Source organism: Stenotrophomonas sp. STM01 (assembly GCF_014852135.1).
Lineage (GTDB): Bacteria > Pseudomonadota > Gammaproteobacteria > Xanthomonadales > Xanthomonadaceae > Stenotrophomonas > Stenotrophomonas capsici.
In genome coordinates this window covers 1,992,433-2,017,498 of sequence record NZ_JACVBA010000001.1, presented here as the reverse complement: position 1 = coordinate 2,017,498, position 25,066 = coordinate 1,992,433, and the positions used below count along the sequence as shown (strand labels likewise).

General features: G+C 67.8%; 20 protein-coding genes. 14 read left to right on the top strand and 6 right to left on the bottom strand.

The features are described from left to right. Positions 1-3 precede the first annotated feature (3 nt). The 5 genes from IB227_RS09340 to IB227_RS09320 all read right to left on the bottom strand — a co-directional run bounded on the left by IB227_RS09340 (position 4) and on the right by IB227_RS09320 (position 9,475). Positions 4-2,268 carry a TonB-dependent receptor gene (locus tag IB227_RS09340; protein ID WP_192287113.1) on the bottom strand — a complete coding sequence of 755 codons (2,265 nt, stop codon included), beginning with the start codon at positions 2,266-2,268 and terminating at the stop codon, positions 4-6. A 315-nt stretch (positions 2,269-2,583) separates the two neighbouring features. Next, on the bottom strand, positions 2,584-4,773 hold the full coding sequence (locus tag IB227_RS09335; protein ID WP_192287112.1) for a TonB-dependent receptor: 2,190 nt from the start codon (positions 4,771-4,773) through the stop codon (positions 2,584-2,586). Between the two features lie 405 nt (positions 4,774-5,178). Then, entirely contained in the window at positions 5,179-6,051 is an 873-nt protein-coding gene (locus tag IB227_RS09330; RefSeq protein ID WP_132863914.1) for a LysR family transcriptional regulator, read from the bottom strand. A gap of 91 nt (positions 6,052-6,142) precedes the next feature. Then, complete coding sequence (locus IB227_RS09325) at positions 6,143-8,563, bottom strand: sodium:solute symporter (RefSeq protein WP_192287111.1); 2,421 nt, start codon at positions 8,561-8,563, stop codon at positions 6,143-6,145. 60 nt (positions 8,564-8,623) lie between these two features. Continuing rightward, entirely contained in the window at positions 8,624-9,475 is an 852-nt protein-coding gene (locus IB227_RS09320; protein WP_192287110.1) for a CoA ester lyase, read from the bottom strand. 386 nt (positions 9,476-9,861) lie between these two features. Between IB227_RS09320 and xth the strand changes: the two genes are divergently transcribed. Continuing rightward, on the top strand, positions 9,862-10,635 hold the full coding sequence (xth, locus tag IB227_RS09315; protein WP_192287109.1) for an exodeoxyribonuclease III: 774 nt from the start codon (positions 9,862-9,864) through the stop codon (positions 10,633-10,635). Between the two features lie 57 nt (positions 10,636-10,692). Here xth and IB227_RS09310 read toward each other — a convergent pair whose 3' ends face one another. Beyond that, a complete protein-coding gene (locus tag IB227_RS09310) occupies positions 10,693-10,947 on the bottom strand; it encodes a GlsB/YeaQ/YmgE family stress response membrane protein (protein ID WP_192287108.1) in 255 nt (84 codons plus the stop codon). 114 nt (positions 10,948-11,061) lie between these two features. On the opposite strand from IB227_RS09310, the gene IB227_RS09305 reads away from it, so the two are divergent. The 13 genes from IB227_RS09305 to IB227_RS09245 all read left to right on the top strand — a co-directional run bounded on the left by IB227_RS09305 (position 11,062) and on the right by IB227_RS09245 (position 24,998). Continuing rightward, on the top strand, positions 11,062-11,640 hold the full coding sequence (locus IB227_RS09305) for a 4'-phosphopantetheinyl transferase superfamily protein (RefSeq protein WP_318639532.1): 579 nt from the start codon (positions 11,062-11,064) through the stop codon (positions 11,638-11,640). A gap of 306 nt (positions 11,641-11,946) precedes the next feature. Then, complete coding sequence (rsmG, locus tag IB227_RS09300; RefSeq protein ID WP_192287106.1) at positions 11,947-12,585, top strand: 16S rRNA (guanine(527)-N(7))-methyltransferase RsmG; 639 nt, start codon at positions 11,947-11,949, stop codon at positions 12,583-12,585. A gap of 196 nt (positions 12,586-12,781) precedes the next feature. Beyond that, complete coding sequence (locus tag IB227_RS09295; RefSeq protein WP_132863889.1) at positions 12,782-13,579, top strand: ParA family protein; 798 nt, start codon at positions 12,782-12,784, stop codon at positions 13,577-13,579. After that, entirely contained in the window at positions 13,579-14,493 is a 915-nt protein-coding gene (locus IB227_RS09290; RefSeq protein WP_132863887.1) for a ParB/RepB/Spo0J family partition protein, read from the top strand. The genes IB227_RS09295 and IB227_RS09290 overlap by 1 nt, the downstream gene beginning before the upstream one ends. Before the next feature lie 37 nt (positions 14,494-14,530). Continuing rightward, entirely contained in the window at positions 14,531-14,839 is a 309-nt protein-coding gene (locus IB227_RS09285; RefSeq protein ID WP_132863885.1) for a helix-hairpin-helix domain-containing protein, read from the top strand. Positions 14,840-14,972: 133 nt separating this feature from the next. Next, positions 14,973-15,938, top strand: a complete 966-nt coding sequence (locus IB227_RS09280; protein ID WP_192287105.1) for an NAD-dependent epimerase/dehydratase family protein — start codon at positions 14,973-14,975, stop codon at positions 15,936-15,938. 73 nt (positions 15,939-16,011) lie between these two features. Continuing rightward, positions 16,012-16,734 carry a glycosyltransferase family 2 protein gene (locus IB227_RS09275; RefSeq protein ID WP_192287104.1) on the top strand — a complete coding sequence of 241 codons (723 nt, stop codon included), beginning with the start codon at positions 16,012-16,014 and terminating at the stop codon, positions 16,732-16,734. Further along, entirely contained in the window at positions 16,731-17,072 is a 342-nt protein-coding gene (locus IB227_RS09270; protein ID WP_132866104.1) for a lipid-A-disaccharide synthase N-terminal domain-containing protein, read from the top strand. Before IB227_RS09275 ends, IB227_RS09270 begins: the two co-directional genes overlap by 4 nt. Before the next feature lie 106 nt (positions 17,073-17,178). After that, complete coding sequence (locus IB227_RS09265) at positions 17,179-18,963, top strand: DUF885 family protein (RefSeq protein WP_192287103.1); 1,785 nt, start codon at positions 17,179-17,181, stop codon at positions 18,961-18,963. Between the two features lie 141 nt (positions 18,964-19,104). Continuing rightward, on the top strand, positions 19,105-19,488 hold the full coding sequence (locus IB227_RS09260) for a hypothetical protein (RefSeq protein WP_192287102.1): 384 nt from the start codon (positions 19,105-19,107) through the stop codon (positions 19,486-19,488). 55 nt (positions 19,489-19,543) lie between these two features. Beyond that, positions 19,544-20,824, top strand: a complete 1,281-nt coding sequence (locus tag IB227_RS09255; protein WP_192287101.1) for a TolC family protein — start codon at positions 19,544-19,546, stop codon at positions 20,822-20,824. After that, a complete protein-coding gene (locus IB227_RS09250) occupies positions 20,821-21,795 on the top strand; it encodes an efflux RND transporter periplasmic adaptor subunit (protein ID WP_192287100.1) in 975 nt (324 codons plus the stop codon). The genes IB227_RS09255 and IB227_RS09250 overlap by 4 nt, the downstream gene beginning before the upstream one ends. A gap of 32 nt (positions 21,796-21,827) precedes the next feature. Beyond that, positions 21,828-24,998 carry a CusA/CzcA family heavy metal efflux RND transporter gene (locus IB227_RS09245; protein ID WP_192287099.1) on the top strand — a complete coding sequence of 1,057 codons (3,171 nt, stop codon included), beginning with the start codon at positions 21,828-21,830 and terminating at the stop codon, positions 24,996-24,998. The last annotated feature ends 68 nt before the right edge of the window (positions 24,999-25,066 follow it).

Here is a 25,066-nt window from a genome sequence, read left to right as displayed (position 1 = left end):
TCATCAGCGGAACGTGTACGAATAGCTCAACGAGACCACCCGGCCACGACCGGCCCAGTAGTTCTGCCAGCCATCGCCCTGCGAGCCGCTGAGGATGTAGTACTTGTTGAACAGGTTGTCCACGCCCAGCGAGAACGTCCCGAAGCGGCCACTATCGTAGTTCACGCCCAGATCCCACAGCGTGTAGCCGTTGATCTTCTCGTCGTAGTCGAAGGTCTCCCCGTCGTACTCGCGCACCGCCGAGCTGGTCAGGTGGCGGTCGCGCAGCATGCTCGCCCCCAGCGTGGCGTCCAGGTTGGGCAACGCCTTCCATACCAGCGCGACGTTGATCTTGTCCGGGGTGGCGTCGAAGATGCCCAGCGGCTTCTTCAACGGGCCGGCGTCGTAGCGGCCCTGCGGATCCGGGCCCCAGAACGAGGTCCAGCCACGCAGGTGCGTGTACAGGCCGGTGATCTTGAACGTGTCGGTGAAGCGGAACTCACCGGTGAACTCGATGCCTTTGATGTCGGTGGGCGCGCGGGTCATGATGAAGTCGCTGGTCAGCGGGTCCACTTCCAGCGACGCGCCGAAGTCGGAGGTGGAGTGGTACCAGCTGCCACTGAGCGCGCCCCGCGAACCGCGCCAGTTGAAGCCGATGTCGATGTTGTCGACGATGATCGCCTGCAGGTCGAGGATGCCCTTCACCGACTGCCCGGTGTAGTTCACGTTGCGCAGCGGGATGCCGATGTCCGGCAGGGTGAAGCCCTTGCTGTAGGCGCTGAACAGCGAGAACTGGTCGGTCACGCGCCAGATCGCGCCGATGTTGGGCAGGTTGGCGGTGTAGTCCAGGGTGCCGCCTTCGACGAACACGCTGTTGCGGTAGGCCACGGTGGTATAGCTGTCCACGTCCAGCTCGCCGTTCTCGCGGCGCAGGCCGCCACTGACCGTCACCGGGCCGATGTCCCAGCTCAGCTGCGCGTAGGGGGCCACGCTCTTGTAGTCCATCGGCGGCACCCACACGCGGTCGGTCATCACCAGCCGCTGCTGCGCCACGTCCTGCACGAAGTCCACGCCGGTGTGCAGCTCCAGGCCATCCACGCCGAACAGCGTCGGGCGCGTCCACGAGGTGCGCAGGCCCTTCTTCTCCGATTGGATCTCGGACTGGTCGAAGATGCGGTCGGCGTCGTCGGCCGGCGCCGGCTTGACCAGCTGGCGGTCGGCGCCGTTCTCCGGCAGGAAACGCATGCCCTGGTCGGCCTGGTAGCCGACCAGGTCCAGCGTGCCGCCGAAGAAGTCGTTGTGGGTGTACTGCAGGCTGTACTGGATGAACTTGTTGAGCGCATCGCGCTGGCCGTCGATGTGGCCCTTCACCGAGGTGTTCGGGTACGGCGTGTCGCACGGCGGCCAGTCATGCGGGCCCTTGCAGCCGACCACCTGGATGTAGTCGCCGTTGCCGCCGATGTTGAAGTTGCTGTAGGTGGCCTGCAGGCGCTGCTCGCCGTCCTGGCCGAAGTTGAAGCCGCCCTTCATGTACAGGTTGCGCGACTGCGAGTCGGCCAGCGAGCCGCTGGAATTCATGCCGATGCTGCGGCCCTTCGCGTCGTAGGCCATGCCGCGCTCCAGCTGCGAGACGCTGGCCAGGAAGTCGTAGTTGTCCTGCTTGATCGCGTGGCTCAGGCCCAGCTTCCAGCCCACGCTGTCATCGTGGAACTGGGTCTGGTAGCGCGCGCTGATCGTGGTCTCGCTGCCGTCGTGCTCGGGCACCTTGGAGATGTAGTTGATCACCCCGCCGGTGGCACCGATGCCCTCGGCCGCCGAGGGACCATTGATGACCTCGATGCGGCCGATCACGCCCATGTCGGTGAAGGTGCCGTTGCGGGTGCCTTCGCGCAGCGGCGAGCCCTGCGGGATGCTGTCGAACAGGCGCAGCGGGATGCGTCCGCGCAGCGACTCGCCGGAGTTGGTCATCGCCTGCGAGGATTCGGCGTAGCCGGGGATGGTGCGTGCCAGCACCGCGGTGTTGTCCTCGGTGATGACCAGCGACTGCCGGATCTCTTCCGGGGTGATGATCGAGATCGCGCCGGGGATCTTGTCCACGGCCTTGGGCGCGCGCACGCCGGTGACGATCACCCGGTCCAGGTCGGTGGCCTGGGCAGGCTTCCTGCCGCTGCTGCTGGCGGCGCGTTCGTCCTCGCGCGCCTGCGCCGCGTCCACCTGTTGTGCGCGCACACTGTCGCTGACCGCAGCGGCCAGCAGGAAAACCCCCAACGTCACAGGCAAGTTCTTCATGTTCGTTCTTATCTCGATGGATGTATGAGAAGACGCGCTTGAACTGCTTTGCCGCATGCGTGCGGCGACTGCTGCAGGTAATGATCGCTGGCCACGTCCCTCCCGACGCGCCGTGCCCCCGTGGATGCAGCCTAGGCGTGCGCAGGGGCAGGGAAGAAGGACGGGCGGCTAGCTTCAGACGTGAGCTTTTGTTGGTTGAAGAAAGGCGATGTTTTTTCTTGCGATGCAACAAGAAACATCCGCTTGTGACGCATCCGGCAGGCAAAGAAAACGGCGCCACGGGCAACCGTGGCGCCGTTGTCCATCAGCCCGTTATCAGAACTTGATGGTGTGCGACAGCGACACCATCCGGCCGCGGCCGGAGAAGTAGTTCTGCCAGCCCGGCAGCTGCGACCAGGTCAACACGTACTGCTTGTCGAACAGGTTCTCGATGCCCAGCGACAGCTGGCCGAAGCGGCCGGTGTCGTAGTTCACGCTCAGGTCCCACAGCGCGTAGCCATAGGTGTTCTCTTCGTTGGCGTAGACGTCGCCGTTGGCCGGGTTGGTGAAGGTCTCGCGCAGGTCGCGGTCGAAGGTCTTGCTCACGCCCAGGGTGGCGTTGAGGTTGTCGTTCGGCGTCCAGGTCAGCGAGGCATTCACCTTGTCCGGCGAGATGTCCAGGATGCCCATTTCCTTCTTCAGGCCCGAACCCGGGTAGTACTGGGTCTGGCCACGGATGCGCGAGTACAGGAAGGTGGCCTTCCAGTGCTCGTTGAAGGTCCAGGCGCTGTTGAGTTCGAAGCCTTCGATCTCGACCGGTGCGCGGGTCAGGATGAAGTCGTCGGTGGCCTTGTCGATGGTCAGGGTCGAGCCGAAGTCCGAGGTCGAGCGGTACACCGACGCACCCACCTGGCCCTTGGCGCCGCGCCAGTTGAAGCCGACTTCCTTGTTCTTGGTGATCAGCGGCTGCAGGTCGGTGATGCAGGCCACGGCCTTGCACGGGCTGCTGGCCTGGATGTTGCGCAGCGGGATGCCGACGTTGGCGATGCCGAAGCCTTCGGAGTACGAGCCGAACACCGACCACGCATCGTTGATGCGCCAGATCGCGCCGAAGTTCGGCATGGTGGCCTTGTAGTCCAGCTTGCCGCCCTGCACCGGGGTGTGGTCGCGGAAGGCAACGGTGGTGTAGCTGTCGATCTCCAGCTCGCCGTCCTCGCGGCGGACGCCGGCATCCAGCGTGACCGGGCCGATGTCCCAGCTCAGCTGCGCGTACGGCGCAACGCTGGTGTACTTCATCGGCGGCACCCACAGGCGGTTGGTCAGGGCCAGGCGCTGCTCGGCGGTGTCTTCCACCATGTCCAGGCCGGCGCGCAGGCGCAGGCCTTCGACCGTGAACAGGTCACCGTAGGCATAACCGAAGCGCAGGCCCTTCTTCTCGCTATTGATCTCCGACTGGTCCCAGATGCGCTGGTCTTCCGGCGGTGCCGGCTTGGTCAGCTGGCGGTCGTCGCCGTTCTCCGGCACGTAGCGCATGGCCTGTTCGGCCCAGTACGCATCGATGCTCAGGTCGCCGCCGAAGAAGTCGGCGTTGGTGTACTTCACCGCGAACTGCTCGAAGTCGTTGAACTCGGCCAGCGAGCCGGCGATGGAGCCCTTCTCGGCGGTGTTGGTGGTGGGCTTGGTGCAGCCATCGTCACCGGCGCGGCAGCCTTCCACCGGGATGTAGTTGTGCTTGCCGCCGATGTGGAAGTTGCTGTAGCTGGCCTGGATGCGCTGCATCTGGCCTTCGCCGAAGTTGTAGCCGCCCTTCACGAACAGGTTCTTGCTGTACGAGTCCGACAGCGAGCCGGAGGTGTTCAGGCCGACGCGGCGGCCGTCGCCGTCATAGGCGATGCCACGGTCGATGTAGGCGCCGCTGATCAGGAAGTCGGCCGCATCATCCTTGTAGGTGTGCATCACGCCGATCTTGGTCTGGTCGCTGTCGCCCTTGAACTGGGTGCCGTAGCGGGTGGAGATGGTGGTCTGGTGGCCATCCACTTCCGGGTTCTTGGACAGGTAGTTGATCACGCCACCGGCGCCGCCGATGCCTTCGGCGGCGGACGGGCCGTTGATGACCTCGATGCGGCCGATCACGCCCATGTCGGTGAAGGTGCCGTTGCGGTTGCCTTCGCGCAGCGGCGAACCCTGCGGCACGCCGTCGAACAGGCGCAGCGCGATGCGGCCGCGCAGGGTCTCACCGGAGTTGCTCATCGCCTGCGAGGATTCGGAGTAGCCCGGCACCATGCGTGCGAGCACGGCGGTGGCGTCTTCGGTCAGGTTCAAGGTGCGCTGCACCTGCTCCGGGGTCACCAGGGTGACCGCGCCGGGGACCTTCTCGATCGCGACCGGGGTACGGGTACCGGTGACGATGACCTGGTCCAGGCTGACCGCATCGTCATGGGCTTTGCTTGCATCCTGCGCCATCGCCGGCGCAATGGCGCTGGCAAGCAGAACAGTGCTGATGGCAGCAGTAAGTGGCTTGATCATTGCTTCCTCTCCCCCTGATGTGGAAACGGTGTACAGACAGCTGGGGGGCGGCCTGCACCGGTAATCGAGACGGGGACTTGTGCCCCTTTCATGCTGCCGTTTGATGCACCGGTGCCCGCATGGGAACGTCAGGCGCACCTTCGACGATGGGCAGAGACTAGGGGCGGCTTTCTGGCGAAGGAAGCGCGACTGGGTATGTTCATTGCCTAGTGTTTGTTGCGATTGGACGGCGCTGGAACCGCCCCGAGACGGGGGCGCGGCGCCGTGCTCGGCCGGGGCGTTCCCGGCAAGGCCAGCTGCCGGGCATGGCCCGGCACTGCGCCAACCCCGCACCGCATCGCGGTGGGGCGCAGCCATGTTCGGCGGGGGTTTCCCGGGGGATGCCCATGCCGGGCATCCTTGGCATTACCGGATCAACGCGGCGCGGGCTTCTTCCAGCAGGGCGTTGACCTGGCGCAGGCGCACCGAGGCGCGCGACCAGACCAGCCCGATCCGGCGCGGTTCGCTTGGTTGCGGCAGCGGCAGGCTGACCACCGAAATGCCTTCGGGCCAGGGCTTGGCCCAGTCCGGCACCAGCGAGACGCCCAGGCCGCGGTCCACCATCACGGCGATCGCGTTGAGCGCATTCAGCTCGAACCGCTCACGCGGCACGATGCCCACCTTGCGCAGGTATTCGTCGGCCTGGCGGCCACCCCATTCGTGCCGGTCGTAGCGGATCAGCGGCTCCTCGCGCAGCAGCTGGTGCGGGTCGCAGCCGGCCAGCCGCGCCGGGGCCAGCACCACCAGCGGCTCCTCGCGCAGCAGCTGCCAGTCGCAGGTCTTGGGCAGCGGGAACGGTGCCTGCAGCACCATCGCCGCGTCCAGATCGCCCGATTCCACCGCACCGTACAGGTCGGCCGAATAGCCCGGCTTGATGAAGACGTTGATCTCCGGGAACTTGGCCACCATCCGCGCCAGCATGTCCGGCACCAGCCCGCCCAGCGCGGTCGGGCAGGCGCCCAGGCGCAGCTCGCCGGCCATGCCGCTTTCGTTGGCCACGCTGCGCAGGTCGGCCACGTCACGCAGCAGGTCGCGCGCCCGCTGCAGGATGCGCGCGCCTTCCTCGGTGACGCTGACGGTGCGCCCGGCGCGGGCGATCAGCGGCGCCCCGAGCTCACGCTCCAGGGTGCGGATCTGTTGGGCCACCGCCGCCGGGGTGATGTGCAGCAGGCGCGCGGCCGCGGCCATCGAGCCACGGTCCACGACGGTGACGAAGGTATTGAGGAACTGGGTTTCCACGGTATGACCTCTCAGCTGGCCGCAACGCTACACCAGCAGGCCGGCGCTGGCGATGCGACCAACGTCATGGTCCTGGCGTCGTGGCCGGCCTTCACACCGCATCCTGCTTGTAGATCGTCAGGCCCTTGAGCGAGCGGGTCGGGGCGGGGAAGCACAGGCTGGCCAGGTAGCCGATCACGATGCACAGCATGATCGAGATGGCCAGGTAGAAGTACGGGTGCACCAGCTTGAACCACCAGGCCACGAAGGTCAGCACGATCGAGGCGGCCACGCCGATCGCCACGCCCTGCGAGTTCGCGCGGCGGGTGAACATGCCCAGCGTGTAGGCACCGGCGAAACCACCGCCGAGCAGGCCGGCCAGTTCGATGGACACGTCGAACAGCGAGTGGATGTCGTAGCGCGACATGATCAGCGCCAGGCCGATCGCCACCAGGCCCACCATGACGGTGGAGATCTCGGCGAACAGCACGCTCTTGCGCGGGTTCGGGTTCTTGGCCAGGCGCTCGTAGAAGTCCACCGAGATCAGCGTGGCCACGCTGTTCATGATGCTCGACAGCGTCGCCATCGCCGCGGCGAACACGCCGGCGATGATCAGGCCGGTGACGCCCGGCGGCAGTTCGGCGGCGATGAACAGCGGGAAGGTGGCATCGATCGGCAGCAGCGGGTCCAGGCGCTGCGGGTTGTTCTTGTAGAACACCCACAACGCGGTGCCGATGCCGTAGAAGATGAAGCCGCCCGGGATCATGATCGCGGCGAACGCCCAGATCGAGCGGCCCGCCTCCTTGTCCGACTTGGTGGCCAGGGTGCGCTGCATCAGCACCTGGTCCTTCGGGAAGGTCAGCACCACGTCGAACACCACCAGGAAGATGAAGCCCCACACGGTGGCCTTGGTCAGGTCGAAGCTGAAATCGAACAGCTTGGTCTTGTCTTCCATCGCCGCGGTGGCGACGAATTCGCCGAAGCCGCCCTTCAGCGTCCACACGATGAAACCGATGGCGAAGATCGCGCCGCCCATCTTGACGATGACCTGCACGAAGTCGGTCCAGATCACCGCCTTCATGCCACCCATCGCGGTGTAGATGATGGTGAACACGCCCATCATCATGATGCTCCACACCACGCTGATGCCGGTGATGGTGGCAATCGCCAGCGCCGGCAGGAACAGCACCACGCTCATGCGCGCGCCGATCTGCATGACGATGCACAGCGCGCTGGCGAGCATGCGGATGGCTGGGTGGAAGCGGGTTTCCAGGTAGGAGAACACGCTCATCAGGTCCAGCCGGCGCAGCAGCGGCACGATCCACACCGCCACGAACATCAGGCCCAGCACCGCGATCAGGTTGTTGGTCAGGTACTGCCAGTTGGTCTCGAACGCCTTGGCCGGGATGGCGATGAAGCTGATCGAACTGGTGTTGGTGGCATACAGGCTCACGCCGGCCGCCCAGAACGGGATGCTGCGGCCACCGACGAAGAAGTCGGCGGTATTGCCGCGCTTCTCGCGGAAGTAGAACCAGGCGCCCATGCCCAGCATCGCGGCCAGGTAGACGATGATCACCGTCCAGTCCATCCAGCCCAGCAGGTGCTTGCCGGTCTGCATCTCGAAGGTGTGCAGGCTGCCGTCGGCGCTGGCCCAGGCCAGGCCGTTGCCCCAGCTGGCGGTGGCGGTCGGGGCGTCGGCGCCGCTGCCGGCCACGGTCGCCCAGGCGCTGGTGATGGTGTGGAAGGTGCGCGCGTTGACCGCGCCCTTGCGGTCACGCACCTGCATCAGCAGGTGGGCCTGGCCGAGCGCGCGCAGCGAGCCGGGGACCAGCGTGCCGTCCATGCCAGGCAGCGACACCCAGCCCTTGTCGGTGGTCCAGCGCCACAGCTGCTGTGCGTTGCCGGCAACCGGTGCATCGACCACGTACAACGCGCCCTTCTGGGCCTGCATCGCCGCCGCGGCGGCATCGCCGGGCCACATCGGGGCAGAAACCCAGGTGCCGTTGCCGGCGGGCCGGCGCAGCAGCTGGCGCTTGCCGGCACCATCGACGCCGGCCACGTACAGGTCACCGTCCAGCGTGGTGGCCACCGCCTGTGCCAGCGGCGAGGGCAGGGGCAGCGATTGCCCGGCCACCAGCGCATCACCCTTGCGGGTGACCTGGTCCAGGCGGTTGGCCTGGCCGGCGCCCTCGCCGACCAGCAGCCAGCTGGCATCGCCGTAACGGACCAGGCCGTGGAGCGCATTGGCGGGGGTCTTGCCCAGCTGCAGCGGCTTCCAGGCCTGCTCGCCCTTGCCCAGGTACCAGGCGCGCTCGCCTTCCAGGGCCAGCAGCTGGTCCTGCAGGGCCAGCATCTGCTGCGGCGCACGGCCATCGGGCAGCGTCGGCAGCAGGCCGGTGGCCACGGCATTGAGGCTTTCCCCGGCCGAGGCGATGCCACCGGTCACCAGCAGGGTGAGCGCCAGCAGCAGGCGCAGGCCGAGGGAGAGGGGGCGCTTCAGGAAGGCCGGTGCATTGGCCGCGTGCTTGGACATGGGATGGACCCCGGAAAGTAAAGCGGAGGTGCCGGCCCAGGCCGTCACCTTGAGGAAGGATCAGGCGTGGCGAGCCCCGGCGACGATGGCTTCGGCACGGCGCAGGAACGGCAGGTCGACCATGCGTCCCTCGAACAGGAACGCGCCGCGGCCCTGCGCATCGGCCTGCTTGGCGGCGGCGAGGATACGCCGTGCCTCGGCGACCAGTGCCTCGGGCACGCTGAAGAGGGTGTTGGCCAGCGCCACCTGGCGCGGGTGGATGCAGCTCTTGCCGATGAAGCCCAGCTTCTGCGCCATGGTTGCCTCGACCGTGAAGCCCTCAGCGTCGGCCACGTCCGGCCATGCGCCGTCGCAGGCGAACACCCCGGCTTCGGCGGCGGCCATCTTCACCGCGAACAACGTGGCCTGCACGTTGGCCGGGTCACGCGCGATGCCGTTGGGCGCGAACAGGTCGCCCAGGCCCAACTGCAGCCCGGCCACGCGCGGATGCGCGGCGGCCAGTTCGGCGGCATGGCGCAGCCCGCGCGGGGTCTCGATGTTGATCAGCAGCCCGATCGGCTGGGCCACGCCGTTGGCGGCCTCGGCCTGTTCCAGCGCCGTGGCGACCTGGCGCACCTGCGCGGCCGATTCGATCTTGGGAATGTTGAGCAGCCACACGCCGGGCACGGCCACGGCCTGGAGGTCGGCGGCGAAGTGCGGGCTGTCGGTGGCATTGGTGCGCACGATCAGCAGCTTGCCGCCGGCCACCACCTCCGGGCGCGCCAGGAACGCAGCCACGGCCGCCCGTGCAGCCGTCTTGCCGGCTTCCGGCACGGAATCTTCCAGATCGAAAGACAGGGCATCGGCCGGTCCGGCCATGGCCTTGTCGAACAGCTCCGGACGTGCGCCGGGCACAAACAGCTTGCTACGCATGGGGTTCCCTCTAACCTTGAGGGCAGTCTGCGCAAATCGGAACCGGGAAAAAGTGTATTCCCGAACATTCATGCAATAGCGTTTGTTGCGCTTTGCCGGATCAGGCCGCCCGCAACCTGCCGCCCCGGGTGGTGCCGAGCCACGCGCGGCGGGCGTTCTACCGAGAGTCCCTCGTCCCGGACATGGCACGGCGAATCCCATTCAGTTTCGCTGCCGTGACGGCGAGCCTGGCCAACATCGCCCGCAACCCCGGACCCCTTCCTTTCCCCGCAAGCGGGGGAAGGTGCCCGAAGGGTGGATGGGGTGCTTCTGATCCGGCACGTGCGCCACATCGCGGCGCTCGGCCCAAGGGGGCCATGTTTCCCCACCCCGGCTAGAATCCCCCCATGAAAATCGCTTCGTGGAACGTCAACTCCCTCAACGTCCGCCTGCCGCACCTGGAACAGTGGCTGGCCGACTTTGCCCCCGACGTGGTCGGCATCCAGGAAACCAAGCTGGAGGACCACAAGTTCCCGGACACGCGGCTGCTCGAACTGGGCTACCGCAACGTGTTTGCCGGGCAGAAGACCTATAACGGCGTGGCGCTGCTGTCGCGGCACCCGATCGAGGACGTGCAGATCGGCATCCCCGGCTTCGAGGACGAGCAGAAGCGGGTGATCGCCGGCACCGTCAACGGCGTGCGCATCATCAACCTGTACGTGGTCAACGGCCAGGACGTGGGCACGGACAAATATGAGTACAAGCTGCGCTGGCTGGAGGCGGTGCGTGGCTGGATCGCCGACGAGCTGCACAAGCACCCGCAATTGGTGGTGCTGGGCGATTTCAACATCGCCCCGGACGAGCGCGACGTGCCCGACCCGATGGTGTGGAACGAGAACCACATCCTGACCTCCACCGCCGAGCGTGCGGGCCTGCGCAAGATCCTGGAGCTGGGCCTGCACGACGGCTTCCGCCTGCACAGCGACGAAGGCGGCATCTTCAGCTGGTGGGATTACCGCGCCGCCGGGTTCCGCCGCAACCTGGGCCTGCGCATCGACCTGACCCTGGTGTCCGACGCGCTCAAGCCGCGCGCGCAGGCCTCGGGCATCGACCGCGAGCCCCGCACCTGGGACCGCCCCAGCGACCATGCCCCGGCCTGGGTACAGTTGGCGCAGGGCTGAAACGGCAAGGCCCGGCCATTGCTGGCCGGGCCCGGTCGAATGGCGCCATGCTGCGTTTCAGCGGATGCTCTTGCGCGTGAACAGGTTGACGATGGCCAGCAGGATCACCGCGCCCAGCAGCGACAGCACGAACGAGCGCAGGGTGATGGCGGCATTGATGCTGCCACCGCCAAACAGGAAGCCGGCGATCATGGCGCCGATGATGCCGACCACGATGTTCAGGATGATGCCCTGCTGTGCATCACGGCGCATGATGAGGCTGGCAAGCCAGCCGACGATGCCACCGATGACCAGCCAGACGATGATGCCCATGCGTGTATCTCCCAGCGTGAATGCACCCGGGGACGGTGCGGTGCGGACAGTCAACGCGCACCGCGGTGAACGTCCTGTTGAAGCGGCGGTGGTTTGTTCAGCATGAGGGGTTACGTGGAACGTTGGGATTTCGACCCGGTGCGGGTCTGGCTGCTGCCGCATGTCCCGGGCACGCGCGGCGAGCCGCAGGCACGCGTGCTGCTGGCCGATGTGCTGGGCAGCACCCCGCAGGACCTGCCGTTGACGCGGGATGAGCGCAATCGCCCGTGGTTGATCGGGGAGCTGGCCCACTACGGCACCGGCTGGAGCCACAGCGGCCCGCATCTGCTGGTGGCGCTGGGGCAGGGCGCACGCCTGGGGGTGGACCTGGAACAGCAGCGGCCGCGCCGGCAGATGCGCGAGGTGATCCGGCGTTTCTTCCACCCGCAGGAGATCCAGTGGCTGGACGGGCTGGACGACGCGGCATGCCAGCAGTGGTTCTTCCGGGTGTGGTGCGCCAAGGAAGCCCTGTTGAAGGCGCACGGGCACGGCATCTCGTTCGGGCTGGAGAAGCTGCAGTTCGCGCCGGACGCGGCGGGGGCGCTGCAATTGGTGTGGTGCGACCCGGGACTGGGCGAGGCTGGCCGCTGGCACTTGCACGAGTGGCAGGCCACGGCCGATTTCCGCGCGGCGCTGGCGTGGTATCCGCTGTGATGGGTGGGTGGTATCCACTGTGATGAGCGAAACGAAGAAAGGCCGCGAAAGCGGCCTTTTTTATGCTTCTGCTCCAAGCCCCCTCCCTTGCGCCAAAGGCGTAGGGGAGGGGAGGGTAGCTGTTGCTGTTGCATTTGCCCCGACCGATACCGTCCCGGTCCTTTCAGTAGGCAAAGCCAGAGCCAGAGCGACCCCTCCCCAACCCTCCCCTACGCCTTCGGCGCAAGGGAGGGGGCAGAAGCAGCGCTAAAGCTAAAGCCAAAGCCAAAGCCAAAGCCTTCCCCCGCTCCTGCGATAATCCCCGCCATGAACGACACCTCCCTCCCGCCCGACGTCAGCACCGACCTGCAGCAGGGCCTGCAGGCCATGGGCCTGGACGCCGCGCTCGCCCCCCCGCTGCTGGCTTACCTAGCCCTGCTGGTGCGCTGGAACCGTACCTACAACCTCACCGCCATCCGCGATCCGCGCGAAATGGTCACCCGTCACCTGCTCGACTCGCTGGCCATGGCCAGCCACGTCACCGCCGGCACCCTGGCCGACCTCGGCACCGGCCCCGGGCTGCCTGGCATCCCGCTGGCCATCACCCACCCGCAGCTGCAGGTCACCCTGGTCGAGAGCAATGGCAAGAAGGCCCGCTTCCTGCGCGAGGCCGTGCGCCAGCTGGGCCTGAAGAACGCCCGCGTCGCCGAGTCGCGGGCCGAGGCGCTGGATGAGCCCGGTGCCTACGACAACCTCACCGCCCGCGCCATGGACACCCTGGCCGGCATCGTCGAGGTCGGCGGTCACCTGTTGCGCCCCGGCGGCCAGCTGCTGGCCATGAAGGGCGTCTACCCGCACGAGGAGATCGCCCAGCTGCCGGCCGACTGGCAGGTACTGGAAGTGCGTCCGCTGCAGGTCCCCGGCCTGGTCGGTGACCGCCACCTGGTCGTGGCCGAACGCAGGTAAGCCCGGACCCGCTCCAGCCGGCCCCACGCCGGCGGGCCGCCCCGGGATCATTCCGACAACGCTCCCCCTCCCGTTGCCGCCGGCAAGGGGAGGCCGGGGAGGGGCAGCCATTGCCCCCGAAAGGCACGCCGATTTCCGCCTGCGCGCCGCTACCCCCATAATGACCAGTCCAACCCCGCCCACGAGGCTCTCCTGCATGGCTCGCATCATCGCCATCGCCAACCAGAAAGGCGGCGTCGGCAAGACCACCACGGCCGTCAATCTGGCTGCTTCCCTTGCCGCCGCACCCAAGCGTGTGTTGCTGGTCGACCTGGATTCGCAGGGCAACGCGACCATGGGCAGTGGCGTGGACAAGCGTGAAGTCGCAGCTTCCACCTGCGACCTCCTGCTCGGCGAGAACAGCGCCGTCGAAGTGCGCGTGCAGACCGCCGAGGGCTATGACCTGCTGCCCGGCAACATCGACCTGACCGCCGCCGAGATCCAGCTGATGGAGCAGGGCGAGCGCGAGCAGCGGCTCAAGCGCGCGCTGGCGCCGATCCGCGATGAATACGACTTCATCCTGATCGATTGCCCGCCGGCGCTGTCGCTGCTGACCCTCAACGCCTTGGCCGCCGCCGACTCGGTGATCGTGCCGATGCAGTGCGAGTACTACGCCCTGGAAGGCCTCAGCGCGCTGGTGCAGACCATCGATGCGCTCAAGGTCAACCTGAACCCGGCACTGGAAATCGAGGGCGTGTTGCGCACCATGTTCGACGTGCGCAACAACCTGGCCAACGCGGTGTCCGCGCAGCTCACCGAGTACTTCGGCGACCGCGTGTTTCGCACCATCGTGCCGCGCAACGTGCGCCTGGCCGAGGCGCCCAGCCATGGCCAGAGCATCGTCGGTTATGACCGCAGCTCGCGTGGCGGCGTGGCCTACCTGGGCCTGGCCGGTGAGATCATCCGCCGCAACAACGAACGCAAGCAGGCCGCCCCGGCCGTGGAGACCGTCTGATGGCCGGTGCCAAGAAACGTGGCCTCGGCCGTGGACTGGATGCCCTGCTGGGCCCGAAGGGCGCCGTCACCCCGGTGACCGTGGCCGCGGTGGCCGAACCGCAACCGGGCGAGGTGCTGCGCAAGCTGCCCATCGACCAGCTGCAGCCGGGCAAGTACCAGCCGCGCCGTGACATGGACGAAGGCAAGCTGGCCGAGCTGTCCGAGTCGATCAAGGCGCAGGGCATCATCCAGCCGATCCTGGTGCGCCAGATCGAGGGCGGCAAGTACGAAATCATCGCCGGTGAACGCCGTTGGCGTGCCTCGCGCCTGGCCGGGCTGGACGATGTGCCGGTGGTGGTGCGCGAGCTGGAAGACCGCACCGTCATCGCGATGGCGCTGATCGAGAACATCCAGCGCGAAGACCTCAACCCGCTGGAAGAGGCCGAGGCGCTGGCCCGGTTGGTCAGCGAATTCTCGCTGACCCACGCCGAAGCCGCGCAGGCCGTCGGCCGCTCACGCGCCTCGGTGTCCAACCTGCTGCGCCTGATCGACCTGCCCATCGGCGTGCGCGTGCTGCTGGAAACCCGTCGCCTGGAAATGGGCCATGCCCGCGCGCTGCTCACGCTGGCGCCGGAACTGGCCACCAAGCTGGCCGAGGAAGCTGCCGAGCAGGGCTGGTCGGTGCGCGAGGTCGAGCACCGCGCCCAGCAGTTCGCCGCCGGCAAGGTGCCGGGCGCACGCAAGGCCAAGCCGTCGCCGACCGCGCCGCAGGCCGACATCGCCTCGCTGGAAACCGAGCTGTCCGAATCGCTGGGCACCAAGGTGGCGATCGCCCACGGCCGTGGTGGCAAGGGCAAGCTGGTCATCCATTACACCGACCTGGACACGCTGGAAGGCGTGCTCGAGCGGTTGCGTCGCCGTCAGCAGGGCTGACGGCCACCCTTCATCCCCCTGAGGTGAACGCAAGGCAATGAACCCCACCAAGGTCGACCGCAATCATCTGTTGCGTCTGACCGACCTGCCGAATGTCGGGCCGGCCTGTGAGAAAGATCTCCGTCTGATTGGAATCCGTGTCCCGGCGCACCTGCGCGGGCGTGATCCCTACGACATGTATGCCCAGCTGTGCCTGAAGACCGGCGTGGTGCACGACCCCTGCGTGATCGATGTGTTCCTGTCCATCGTGCGCTTCATGGCGGGGGATTCCCCGCAGCCCTGGTGGGCCTACAGCAAGGAACGCAAGGAAACCCTGGCCAGGGAAGCACCGCTGACCCTGTGGTGAGGTGGCCACCGGCCCCCGCGTGGGACCGGGCCGATGACAGCGCGGCACGGCGTGATGCTCCCCGGACAGGACAGACCGGTGAAATCTGTATCGTTGGCGGCGAAAATGCCGTCATTACGTCTGGATAGTTCTGATGACCCTTCTCGTGACCGGCGCGGCCGGCTTCATTGGTGCCTACACCTGCCAGGCGCTGTCCGTCCGTGGCGAGCGGGTGGTGGGGCTGGACAACTACAACGACTACTACGACCCGCAGATCAAGCGCGACCGGGTGGCCGCGCTGTGCCCGCAGGTGGACCTCCGCGCGCTGGACATCACCGACCGTGACGGCCTGGCCGCATTGTTCGATGAAGTGCAGCCGACCCGGGTGATCCACCTGGCCGCGCAGGCCGGCGTGCGGTATTCGCTGGAAAACCCGCACGCCTACGTGCAGAGCAACCTGGTCGGCTTCGTCAACCTGCTGGAGCTGTGCCGCCACCGCGGCGTGCAGCACCTGGTGTACGCCTCCAGCAGCTCGGTCTACGGCAATTCGGCCACGCCGCCGTTCTCCGAGGACCAGCGCGTGGACCAGCCGCGCTCGCTGTACGCCGCCACCAAGGCCGCCAACGAGCTGATGGCCTACACCTACGCCCAGCTGTATGGCCTGCGCGCCACCGGGCTGCGCTTCTTCACCGTGTATGGCCCGTGGGGCCGGCCGGACATGGCGCCGCTGCTGTTCTCGCGCGCGGTGCTGGCCGGGCGCAGCATCGAGGTGTTCAATGATGGCCACATGCGCCGCGACTTCACACATGTTTCCGACATCGTCACCGGTATCCTCGGGGCGCTGTCGCATCCCAGTGCCGAGGCCACGCCGCATCAGGTGTTCAACCTCGGCAACCACACACCGGTGGAGCTGGAGCACTTCATCGACGTGATCGCCTCGGCCGCCGGCCGGCCGGCCAACAAGGTCTACAAGCCCATGCAGCCCGGCGACATGGTCCAGACCATGGCCGATACCGCGCGGGCCAGGGCGGCCTTCGGCTACGAGCCGGCCACCCCGATTGAAGTGGGCCTGCCACCGGTGGTGGAGTGGTGCCGCACCTACTTCGGACCGCGCGCCTGATTTCATCTCCCGCTAATACGGAAGCGGGAAAATGCGCGGTCTTCCTGAATACGCATTGCCAACGGATCGCGTCATGAACCAGCCTGCCCTCTCGGTGGTCGTCCCCGTCTTCAACGAGCGCGACAACGTCGCCCCGCTGGTCAACGAAATCACCGCTGCGCTGCGCGGCAAGGTGCCCTTCGAGATCGTCTACGTAGACGACAACTCCAGGGACGACAGCCTGCAGGTGCTGCAGGCGCTGAAGGCCGCCAACCCCGAGCTGCGGGTGCTGCACCACGTGCAGCAGAGCGGCCAGAGCACCGCGGTGCGGACCGGGGTCAAGGCGGCGCGCGCGCCGTGGATCGCCACCCTCGACGGCGACGGCCAGAACGACCCGGCCGACATCCCCAGGCTGCTGGCCGCGCGCGATACCGCCGAGGGCGGGGTCAAGCTGTTCGCCGGCTGGCGGGTCAACCGCCAGGACAGCGGCTCCAAGCGCTGGGCCAGCAAGTGGGCCAATGCCATCCGCGCGCGCATGCTGCGCGACGACACCCCCGACACCGGCTGCGGCATCAAGCTGTTCGACCGCGATGCCTTCCTCGACCTGCCGTACTTCGACCACATGCACCGCTACCTGCCGGCGCTGATGCAGCGCGCCGGCTGGAAGACCGTGAGCGTGCCGGTCAACCACCGCCATCGCACCGCGGGCGTGTCCAAGTACAACAACTTCGGCCGTGCCATGGTCGGCATCCGTGACCTGCGCGGCGTGGCATGGCTGATCACCCGCTCCAAACGCACGGCGGTGGAGGAGCTCTGAGCATGGATTTCATGAACCAGCCGCTGGTCTGGCTGGAGTGGACCGGCGTGCACATGTCGCCGTGGAAGCTCATCGGCCTGACCGGCGCGTTGATGTTCGGCGGACGCTGGCTGGTGCAGTTCGTCGCCTCGCGGCGCGCCGGCAAGCCGGTGATCCCGCGCCTGTTCTGGTACATGAGCGTGCTGGGCAGCCTGATGACGCTGAGCTACTTCGTGTTCTCGGCCAAGCAGGACGCGGTCGGCGTCATCCAGAACCTGTTCCCGGCCTTCACCGCGCTGTACAGCCTGCGCCTGGACATCAAGCACCGCGGCTGGAAACGGGACAAGGCAGGGCACTGACGGCGGCGCGATTCCGGCGCTTTTGCCGCCTGAATCGGTCTAGGTCGGGCGGCGGCTTCAATGCGATGATCGGGGGTGAACTGTCTTCATCCGGGGAATCCTGATCGTGAAATCACCGCTGACCGCCGCCCTCCTGCTTGCCCTCGGCCTGAGCGCCGTGCCTGCCCTTGCCGCCCAGCCTGCCGCGCCGTCCACGCTGGCGACGCAGGCGGCCGATGCCCGGTTCCAGGCGATCTACGAGAAGGAATGGGCCTGGCGGCAGACCGGCGGCGGCGAGGCCAGCGAGGACGGTGACGCCCCGGCCGACGCCACCACCCTGCCCGATGTCGGCGCGCAGGCCCAGCAGGCCCGGCTCAAGGTGTGGGACGAGGTGCTCAAGCAGCTGGAGGGCATCGACCCGGCCACGCTCTCGGCCGAGAACCAGGTCAACTACGCCATCTACAGGTACCAGGTGGAGAACCTGGCCGACGAAGTGCGCCAGGGCACCTACGAGATGCCGTTCAACTCGGACTCCTCGTTCTGGTCGAACCTGAGCTTCATGGCCCGGCGCGAGATGAAGACCGCCGCCGAGTACCGCGCCTACATCGCGCGCCTGAACGACGTGCCGCGCTACTTCGACCAGCAGATGGTCAACATGCGCGCCGGCCTGGCGCGCGGCTTCAGCGTGCCGCGCGCGGTGCTTGAAGGCCGCGACGTGTCGATCTCGACCGTGGCCGGGCTGAAGGACCCGACCCAGTCGCCGCTGTACGAACCGTTGCAGAAGATGCCGTCCAGCATCCCCGCCGCCGAGCAGGCCAGCCTGCAGGCCGATGCCCGGCAGGCCATCAGCGGCAGCGTGGTACCGGCGTTCGGCAAGCTGTTGACCTTCTTCCGCGAAGAGTACGTGCCGCAGTCGCGCACCACCCTTGCCGCCGAGAAGATGCCCGGCGGCAAGGAGTTCTACCGCCAGCAGATCCGCGAGTACACCACGCTGGACATGAGCCCGCAGGAGATCCATGCGCAGGGCCTGGCCGAGGTGAAGCGCATCCAGGGCGAGATGAACGCCATCATCGACAAGGTCGGCTTCACCGGCAAAAGCCCGGACACCCGCTTCGCCGATTTCCTCCAGTTCCTGCGTACCGACCCGCAGTTCTACGCCAAGACCCCGGACGAACTGCTGTGGCGCGCGGCGTGGATCTCCAAGCGCGTGGACGGCGTGATCGGCCGCTACATGACGCTGCCGCGCGCGCGCTTCACCATCGTGCCGGTGCCGCCGGACATCGCCCCGTTCTGGACCGCCGGCCGCGGCGGCATGGGCACCTACTGGCTCAACACCTACAACCTGCCGGCACGCCCGCTGTACAACCTGCCGGCGTTGACCCTGCATGAGTCCGACCCGGGCCACGCGCTGCAGGGCGCATTGGCCGCCGAGCAGACCGACCTGCCGGAGTTCCGTCGCAACAACTACATCTCCGCCTACGGCGAGGGCTGGGGCCTGTATACCGAGAAGCTCGGCGTGGAGATGGGCATCTACCAGACCCCGTACGAGGACTTCGGTCGGCTTACCTACGAGATGTGGCGTGCCTGCCGGCTGGTGATCGACACCGGCGTGCATCACTACGGCTGGACCCGCGAGCACGCCATCGCCTACCTGCGTGACCACACCGCGCTGAGCGAGCATGAGGTGACCACCGAGGTCGACCGCTACATCTCCTGGCCGGCGCAGGCATTGAGCTACAAGCTGGGCGAGATCACCATCGTGCGTCTGCGTGCCGAGGCCGAGCAGGCGCTGGGCAGCCGCTTCGACGTCAAGGGCTTCCACGACACCATCCTGCGCCTGGGTTCGGTGCCGCTGCCGGTGCTGGAGCAGCAGGTGCGTGCCTATATTGAGCAACGCAAGAACGCCAAGTAAGGCCGAAGCAAAGGCGCCCTCATCCGGCGCTGCGCGCCACCTTCTCCCGCAAGCGGGAGAAGGTGGCGCGCAGCGCCGGATGAGGGCAGCTTTTGCCCCCTGCGATTGTGTAACGGCCCCCACCACCGGTAGGCTGCGCCGATGCTGCAGTCCCTGCGCCACCGCCGCCTGTTCCTGCTGCGCCTGCTGATGCTGGCGCTGGTGGGTTTTGGCGTGTTCGGTACCTCGCTGGCCTCGGCATTGACCGACATCCACATGCTGTCGCATGCCGATATCGGCGCCGACGTGCATGAACACGACGACGCGGCGCTGGCCAAGGCGCCCGATGCCGAGGATGCCGCCAACGCGCTGTTGCATGCCCTGGTGCACTGCGTGGACTGCCACGGCCATGGCGGCGTGCTGCCGACCCTCGCGCCGGCGTGGTCGCTGTCGTTCCCGCCGGTGCAGTCCGCACCGCTGGCGCAGGTGCCGCAGTGCGCCTCGCAGCCGACCGAGAGCCTGTTCCGTCCCCCGATAGCCGCCTGACGTCCCGGCCCATTGGCCGGCTCCCACGTCTGCAACTGCTATCTGGAGATTCCCCATGTGGATGCGCCTGGCGGCGATAGCCGCCTTTGCGCTGGTGCCGCGCGTGTACGCGCAGGCACCGGCGTCTGCTGTTCCGTTGAGCCTGGACGCGGCCATCGCCCGCGTCGCCGTTGACCACCCCGACCTGCAACTGGTCGATGCACAACGTCCCGTGCTGGAAGCACGCCGGGACGCCGCTTCGCTGCGCCCGCCGCTGCAGTTCGGCGTCGATGTCGAGAACCTGCTCGGCAGCGGCGACAACCGCGGCCTGAAGGGGCTGGAAACCACCGTCAGCCTGTCCGGCGTGCTGGAGCGCGGCGGCAAGCTCGACGCGCGCCGCCTGCTGGCGCAGTCCAACCTCGACGCCCTGGCCCCGCAGCGTGCCACCGCGCGGCTGGATCTGCTGGCAGAAACCGCCCGTCGCTACCTCGACGTGGCGCGCGCGCAGTCCGCGCTGGACATCGCCCTGACCGACATCGAGCAGCGCCGTCGTGCGGTGAATGCCGCGCGCGTGCGGCTGCAGGCCGGTGCATCACCGGAATCGGTGCTGTTCACCGCGCAGGCGATGCTGGCGCAGGCCGAGCTGGACCGCGACCGCGCCACCCAGGAGGCCGCCTCGGCGCGCCTGGCCCTGGCCGCCTTGTGGGGCGCACGCCAGGCGGGTTTCGCGTCGGTCAGTGGCAATGCCCTGCGCCTGCCGGCGGCACGTGACTTCGACCTGCTGGCCGATGAACTGCAGCGTGCACCGGAGCTGGCCGAATTGCTGGGCGAGGAGCGCGTCCGCGATGCCCAGCTGCAGCTGGCACGCACTGCCGCGCGCCCGGACTGGAACTGGCAGGTCGGGGTGCGCAACAGCCGCGCCGACAGCGCCACGTCGCTGGTCGGGGGTTTCAGCATCCCGCTCGGCAGCGCCCGCCGCGCCGCGCCGGAAATCCGCGAAGCCGAGGCCAACCTCGCGCTGCTGCCTTATGAGCGCAAAGCGCGCCTGCAACAGCTGTACGCCACGCTGGCCGAAGCACATGGCCGTTATGCCGGTGCACGGCTGGAGGTGGAACGCCTGCAGCGCGACGTGCTGCCGCAGCTGCAGAAGGCCGAACGTGCCGCCGAACAGGCCTGGCGTGCCGGCGCGGCCAGCTACATGGAATGGGCGCAGTTGCAGGCCATGCGCATCGAGGCGCGCCAGCGCCAGCTCGATTCGGCCATCGCCGCACAGACTGCCCTGATTGAAATCCAGCGTCTCACCGGCCAGTCGATGCTCGCCGATGACGCCACCGTTGCCCCGGAGAACGCACGATGAGCCGCACCCCGTTGATTTCCACCGCCGCACTGGTGCTGTTGGTGCTGTCGTTGAGTGCCTGCGGCGGCAAGCCCGAGGCAGCGGCGTCCGCCACCGCGCAAGAGGCCGGCCACGACGAAGCCGGCCACGCCCATGAGGAAGGCGAGGAAGAAGCCGAACGCACCACCATCAAGGCGGCGATGGCACAGCAGGCCGGCATCGTCAGCGCACCGGCGCAGTCCGGCACCATCGCCGACGAGCATGAGGTGCAGGGCCTGCTCACGCCGGTCGATGGCCGCGTGGCGCAGGTGATGGCGCGCTTTCCCGGCCCGATCCGCGCGCTGCGGGCCAACGTGGGTGACCGCGTCAGCGCCGGCCAGGCGCTGGCCAGCATCGACAGCAACCTGAGCCTGACCACCTACGGCGTCAGTGCGCCGATCAGCGGCGTGGTGCTGTCGCGGCAGGCGCAGGTCGGCGCGGTGGCGGGCGAGGGCACGCCGCTGTTCGAGATCGGCGACCTGTCCGAGTTGTGGGTGGACCTGCACATCTTCGGTGCCGACACCCAGCACATCACCGCCGGCGTGCCGGTCACCGTCACCCGCATGACCGATGGCGTCAGCCAGGCCACCACGCTCGAACGCGTGCTGCCGGGCACCGCCACCGCCAGCCAGAGTACGGTGGCACGCGCGATCGTGCGCAACGAGGACGGCTTGTGGCGCCCGGGCGCGGCGGTGAAGGCACGCATCGTGGTGGCGATGCAGCCGGCCGCCGTCGTGGTGCCGCTGTCGGCGCTGCAGAGCATGGATGGGCACGACGTGGTGTTCGTGCGCGAGGGCGAGACCTACACCGCGCGCGAGGTGACGCTGGGCGCGCGGGATGCCGCCAAGGTCGAGGTCAAGGATGGCCTGCGCGCCGGCGAGCAGGTCGTGGTCGAGCAGAGTTACGTGGTCAAGGCCGATATCGGCAAGGCGGGGGCGTCGCATGAACATTGATTGCCGCCAACGCATCCACGGAGGGCCGCGCCATGCTTGAGCGCATCATTCGCGCGGCCATCGCGCACCGCTGGTTGATGATGTTGCTGACCCTGGCCCTGATCGCCATCGGCAGCTGGAGCTTCACCCGCCTGCCGATCGACGCCACGCCCGACATCACCAACGTCCAGGTGCAGATCAACACCGCAGCCGAAGGCTACTCACCGCTGGAGGCCGAACAGCGCATCACCTATCCGGTGGAAACGGTGATGGCCGGCCTGCCGAAACTCGAGCAGGTGCGTTCACTGTCGCGTTACGGCCTGTCGCAGGTGACGGTGGTGTTCAAGGATGGCACCGACCTGTACTTCGCCCGTCAGCAGGTGGCCGAACGCCTGCAGCAGGTGAAATCACAGCTGCCTGAAGGGCTGGATCCGCAGCTGGGGCCGATCGCCACCGGCCTGGGCGAGATCTTCATGTACACCATCGACGCCGATCCCGAGGCGCGCAAGCCGGACGGCACCGCGTACACCGCCACCGACCTGCGCACGCTGCAGGACTGGGTGGTGCGCCCACAGCTGCGCAATGTGCCGGGCGTCACCGAGGTCAACACCATCGGTGGCTACCAGCGGCAGATCCACATCACTCCGGACCCGGCCAAGCTGCGCGCGTTGGGCTTCACCCTCGACGACGTCGCCGAAGCGGTGGAGGGCAACAACCAGAACGTCGGCGCCGGCTACATCGAGCGCAACGGCCAGCAGTTCCTGGTACGCGTGCCCGGGCAGGTGAGCGGCGTGGAGGAGATCGGCAACATCGTGCTGGCCCGCCGCGAAGGCGTGCCGATCCACGTGCACGACGTGGCCGAGGTCGCCGAGGGCCCGGAGCTGCGCAGCGGCGCGGCCACCCAGAACGGCCACGAGGTGGTGATGGGCACCGTGGTGATGCTGGTCGGGGCCAACAGCCGCGAGGTGGCGCAGGCCGCCGCCGCCAAGCTGGAACAGGCACAACGCAGCCTGCCCGAAGGCGTCACCGTCACCGCCAGCTATGACCGCACCGCGCTGGTGGACCGCACCATCCAGACCGTGGCCAAGAACCTGCTGGAAGGCGCGCTGCTGGTGATCGTGGTGCTGTTCCTGCTGCTCGGCAACTTCCGCGCGGCGCTGATCACCGCGGCGGTGATCCCGCTGTCGATGCTGTTCACGCTGACCGGCATGGCGCGCGGCGGCGTGTCGGCCAACCTGATGAGCCTGGGGGCGCTGGACTTCGGCCTGATCGTCGACGGCGCGGTGATCATCATCGAGAACTGCCTGCGTCGCTTCGGCGAACGCGCGCATGCCCTGGGCCGGGCGATGACGCTGGAGGAGCGCTTCGCCGAGACCGCCAGCGCCACCGCCGAGGTGATCCGCCCCAGCCTGTTCGGCCTGGGCATCATCACCGCGGTGTACCTGCCGATCTTCGCGCTCACCGGCGTGGAGGGGAAAATGTTCCACCCGATGGCGATCACCGTGGTGCTGGCCCTGACCGGCGCGATGCTGCTGGCCCTGACCTTCGTGCCCGCCGCGATCGCGCTGTTTCTGGGCGGCCGCGTGGAGGAGAAGGAAAACCGCCTCATGGCCTGGCTGCGGCGCCGTTACGAGCCGTTGCTGGACGCGGTGCTGCGGCGCGGGCGCTGGATCGTCGGTGGTGCGGCGTTGCTGGTGGTGCTGTGCGGCCTGCTGGCCACCCGGCTGGGCAGCGAGTTCGTGCCCAACCTGGACGAAGGTGACGTGGCGATGCATGCCATGCGCATTCCCGGCACCAGCCTGACCCAGTCGGTGAACATGCAGAAGCAGGTGGAAATGCGCCTGCTGCAGTTCACCGAGGTGGACAAGGTGTTCTCCAAGATCGGTACGCCGGAGGTGGCCTCCGACCCGATGCCGCCGTCGGTAGCCGATACCTTCATCATGATGAAGCCGCGCAAGCAGTGGCCGGACCCACGCAAGCCGCGCGTGCAGCTGTTGGCCGAACTCGAAGCCGCGGTGGAGGAACTGCCGGGCAACAACTACGAGTTCACCCAGCCGATCCAGATGCGCATGAACGAGCTGATCTCCGGCGTGCGTGCCGACGTGGCGGTGATGCTGTTCGGTGACGACATGGAAACCCTGGCGCAGGTCGGCCAGCGCATCGCCGAGGTCGCCGGGAAGGTGCCGGGCGCAGCGGACGTGCGATTGGAGGAGACCAGTGGCCTGCCGTTGCTGACGGTCACGCCCGATCGCAGCGCGCTGGCTGGCTACGGGCTCAACCCGGGCCAACTGCAGGCCACCGTGTCCACCGCGGTGGGCGGGCGCGTGGCGGGGCAGTTGTTCGAGGGTGACCGCCGCTTCGACATCGTCGTGCGCTTGCCCGAGGCCCTGCGCCAGGACCCGGCTGCGCTGGCCGACCTGCCGGTGTCGCTGGAACCGGCGTTGGCGCAGGACAGCGCCGATGAGTCCAGTCGCGCCGGTGGCTGGCGCAGCGGTGACGCGCGCACCGTGCCGTTGCGTGAGCTGGCCCGCATCGAGAGCAGCGAGGGGCCGAACCAGATCAATCGCGACAACGGCAAGCGCCGCATCGTGGTCACCGCCAACGTGCGCGACCGTGACCTGGGCAGCTTCGTCGCCGACCTGCAGGCGGCGGTGGATGCGCAGGTGAAGGTGCCGGCCGGCTACTGGGTGGAATACGGGGGCAGCTTCGAGCAGCTGATCTCGGCCAGCCAGCGCCTGGCGGTGGTGGTGCCGGTGACGCTGGTGCTGATCTTCGCGCTGCTGTTCTGGGCATTCGGCTCGGGCAAGGACGCGGCCATCGTGTTCAGCGGCGTGCCGTTGGCACTGACCGGCGGCGTGCTGGCCCTGGCGCTGCGCGGCATTCCGTTGTCGATCTCGGCCGGCATCGGGTTCATCGCCCTGTCCGGCGTGGCGGTCCTTAACGGACTGGTGATGATCAGCTTCGTGCGCCACCTGCGCGAACAGGGCCGTTCGCTGGACGTGGCGGTGCGCGAAGGCGCGCTGGGCCGCCTGCGTCCGGTGCTGATGACCGCGCTGGTCGCCTCGCTGGGCTTCGTGCCGATGGCGTTCAACGTCGGCGCCGGCTCGGAAGTGCAGCGCCCGCTGGCCACGGTGGTGATCGGTGGCATCGTCTCCTCGACGCTGCTGACCCTGCTGTTGCTGCCGGTGCTGTACCGCTGGCTGCATCGCAGGACTGCCGCTTGAACAGGCATGTAAGGAATATCCCTACACGCCGGGTTGATCTTGGACGAGGTCGGCCGAGCTGGTACCGT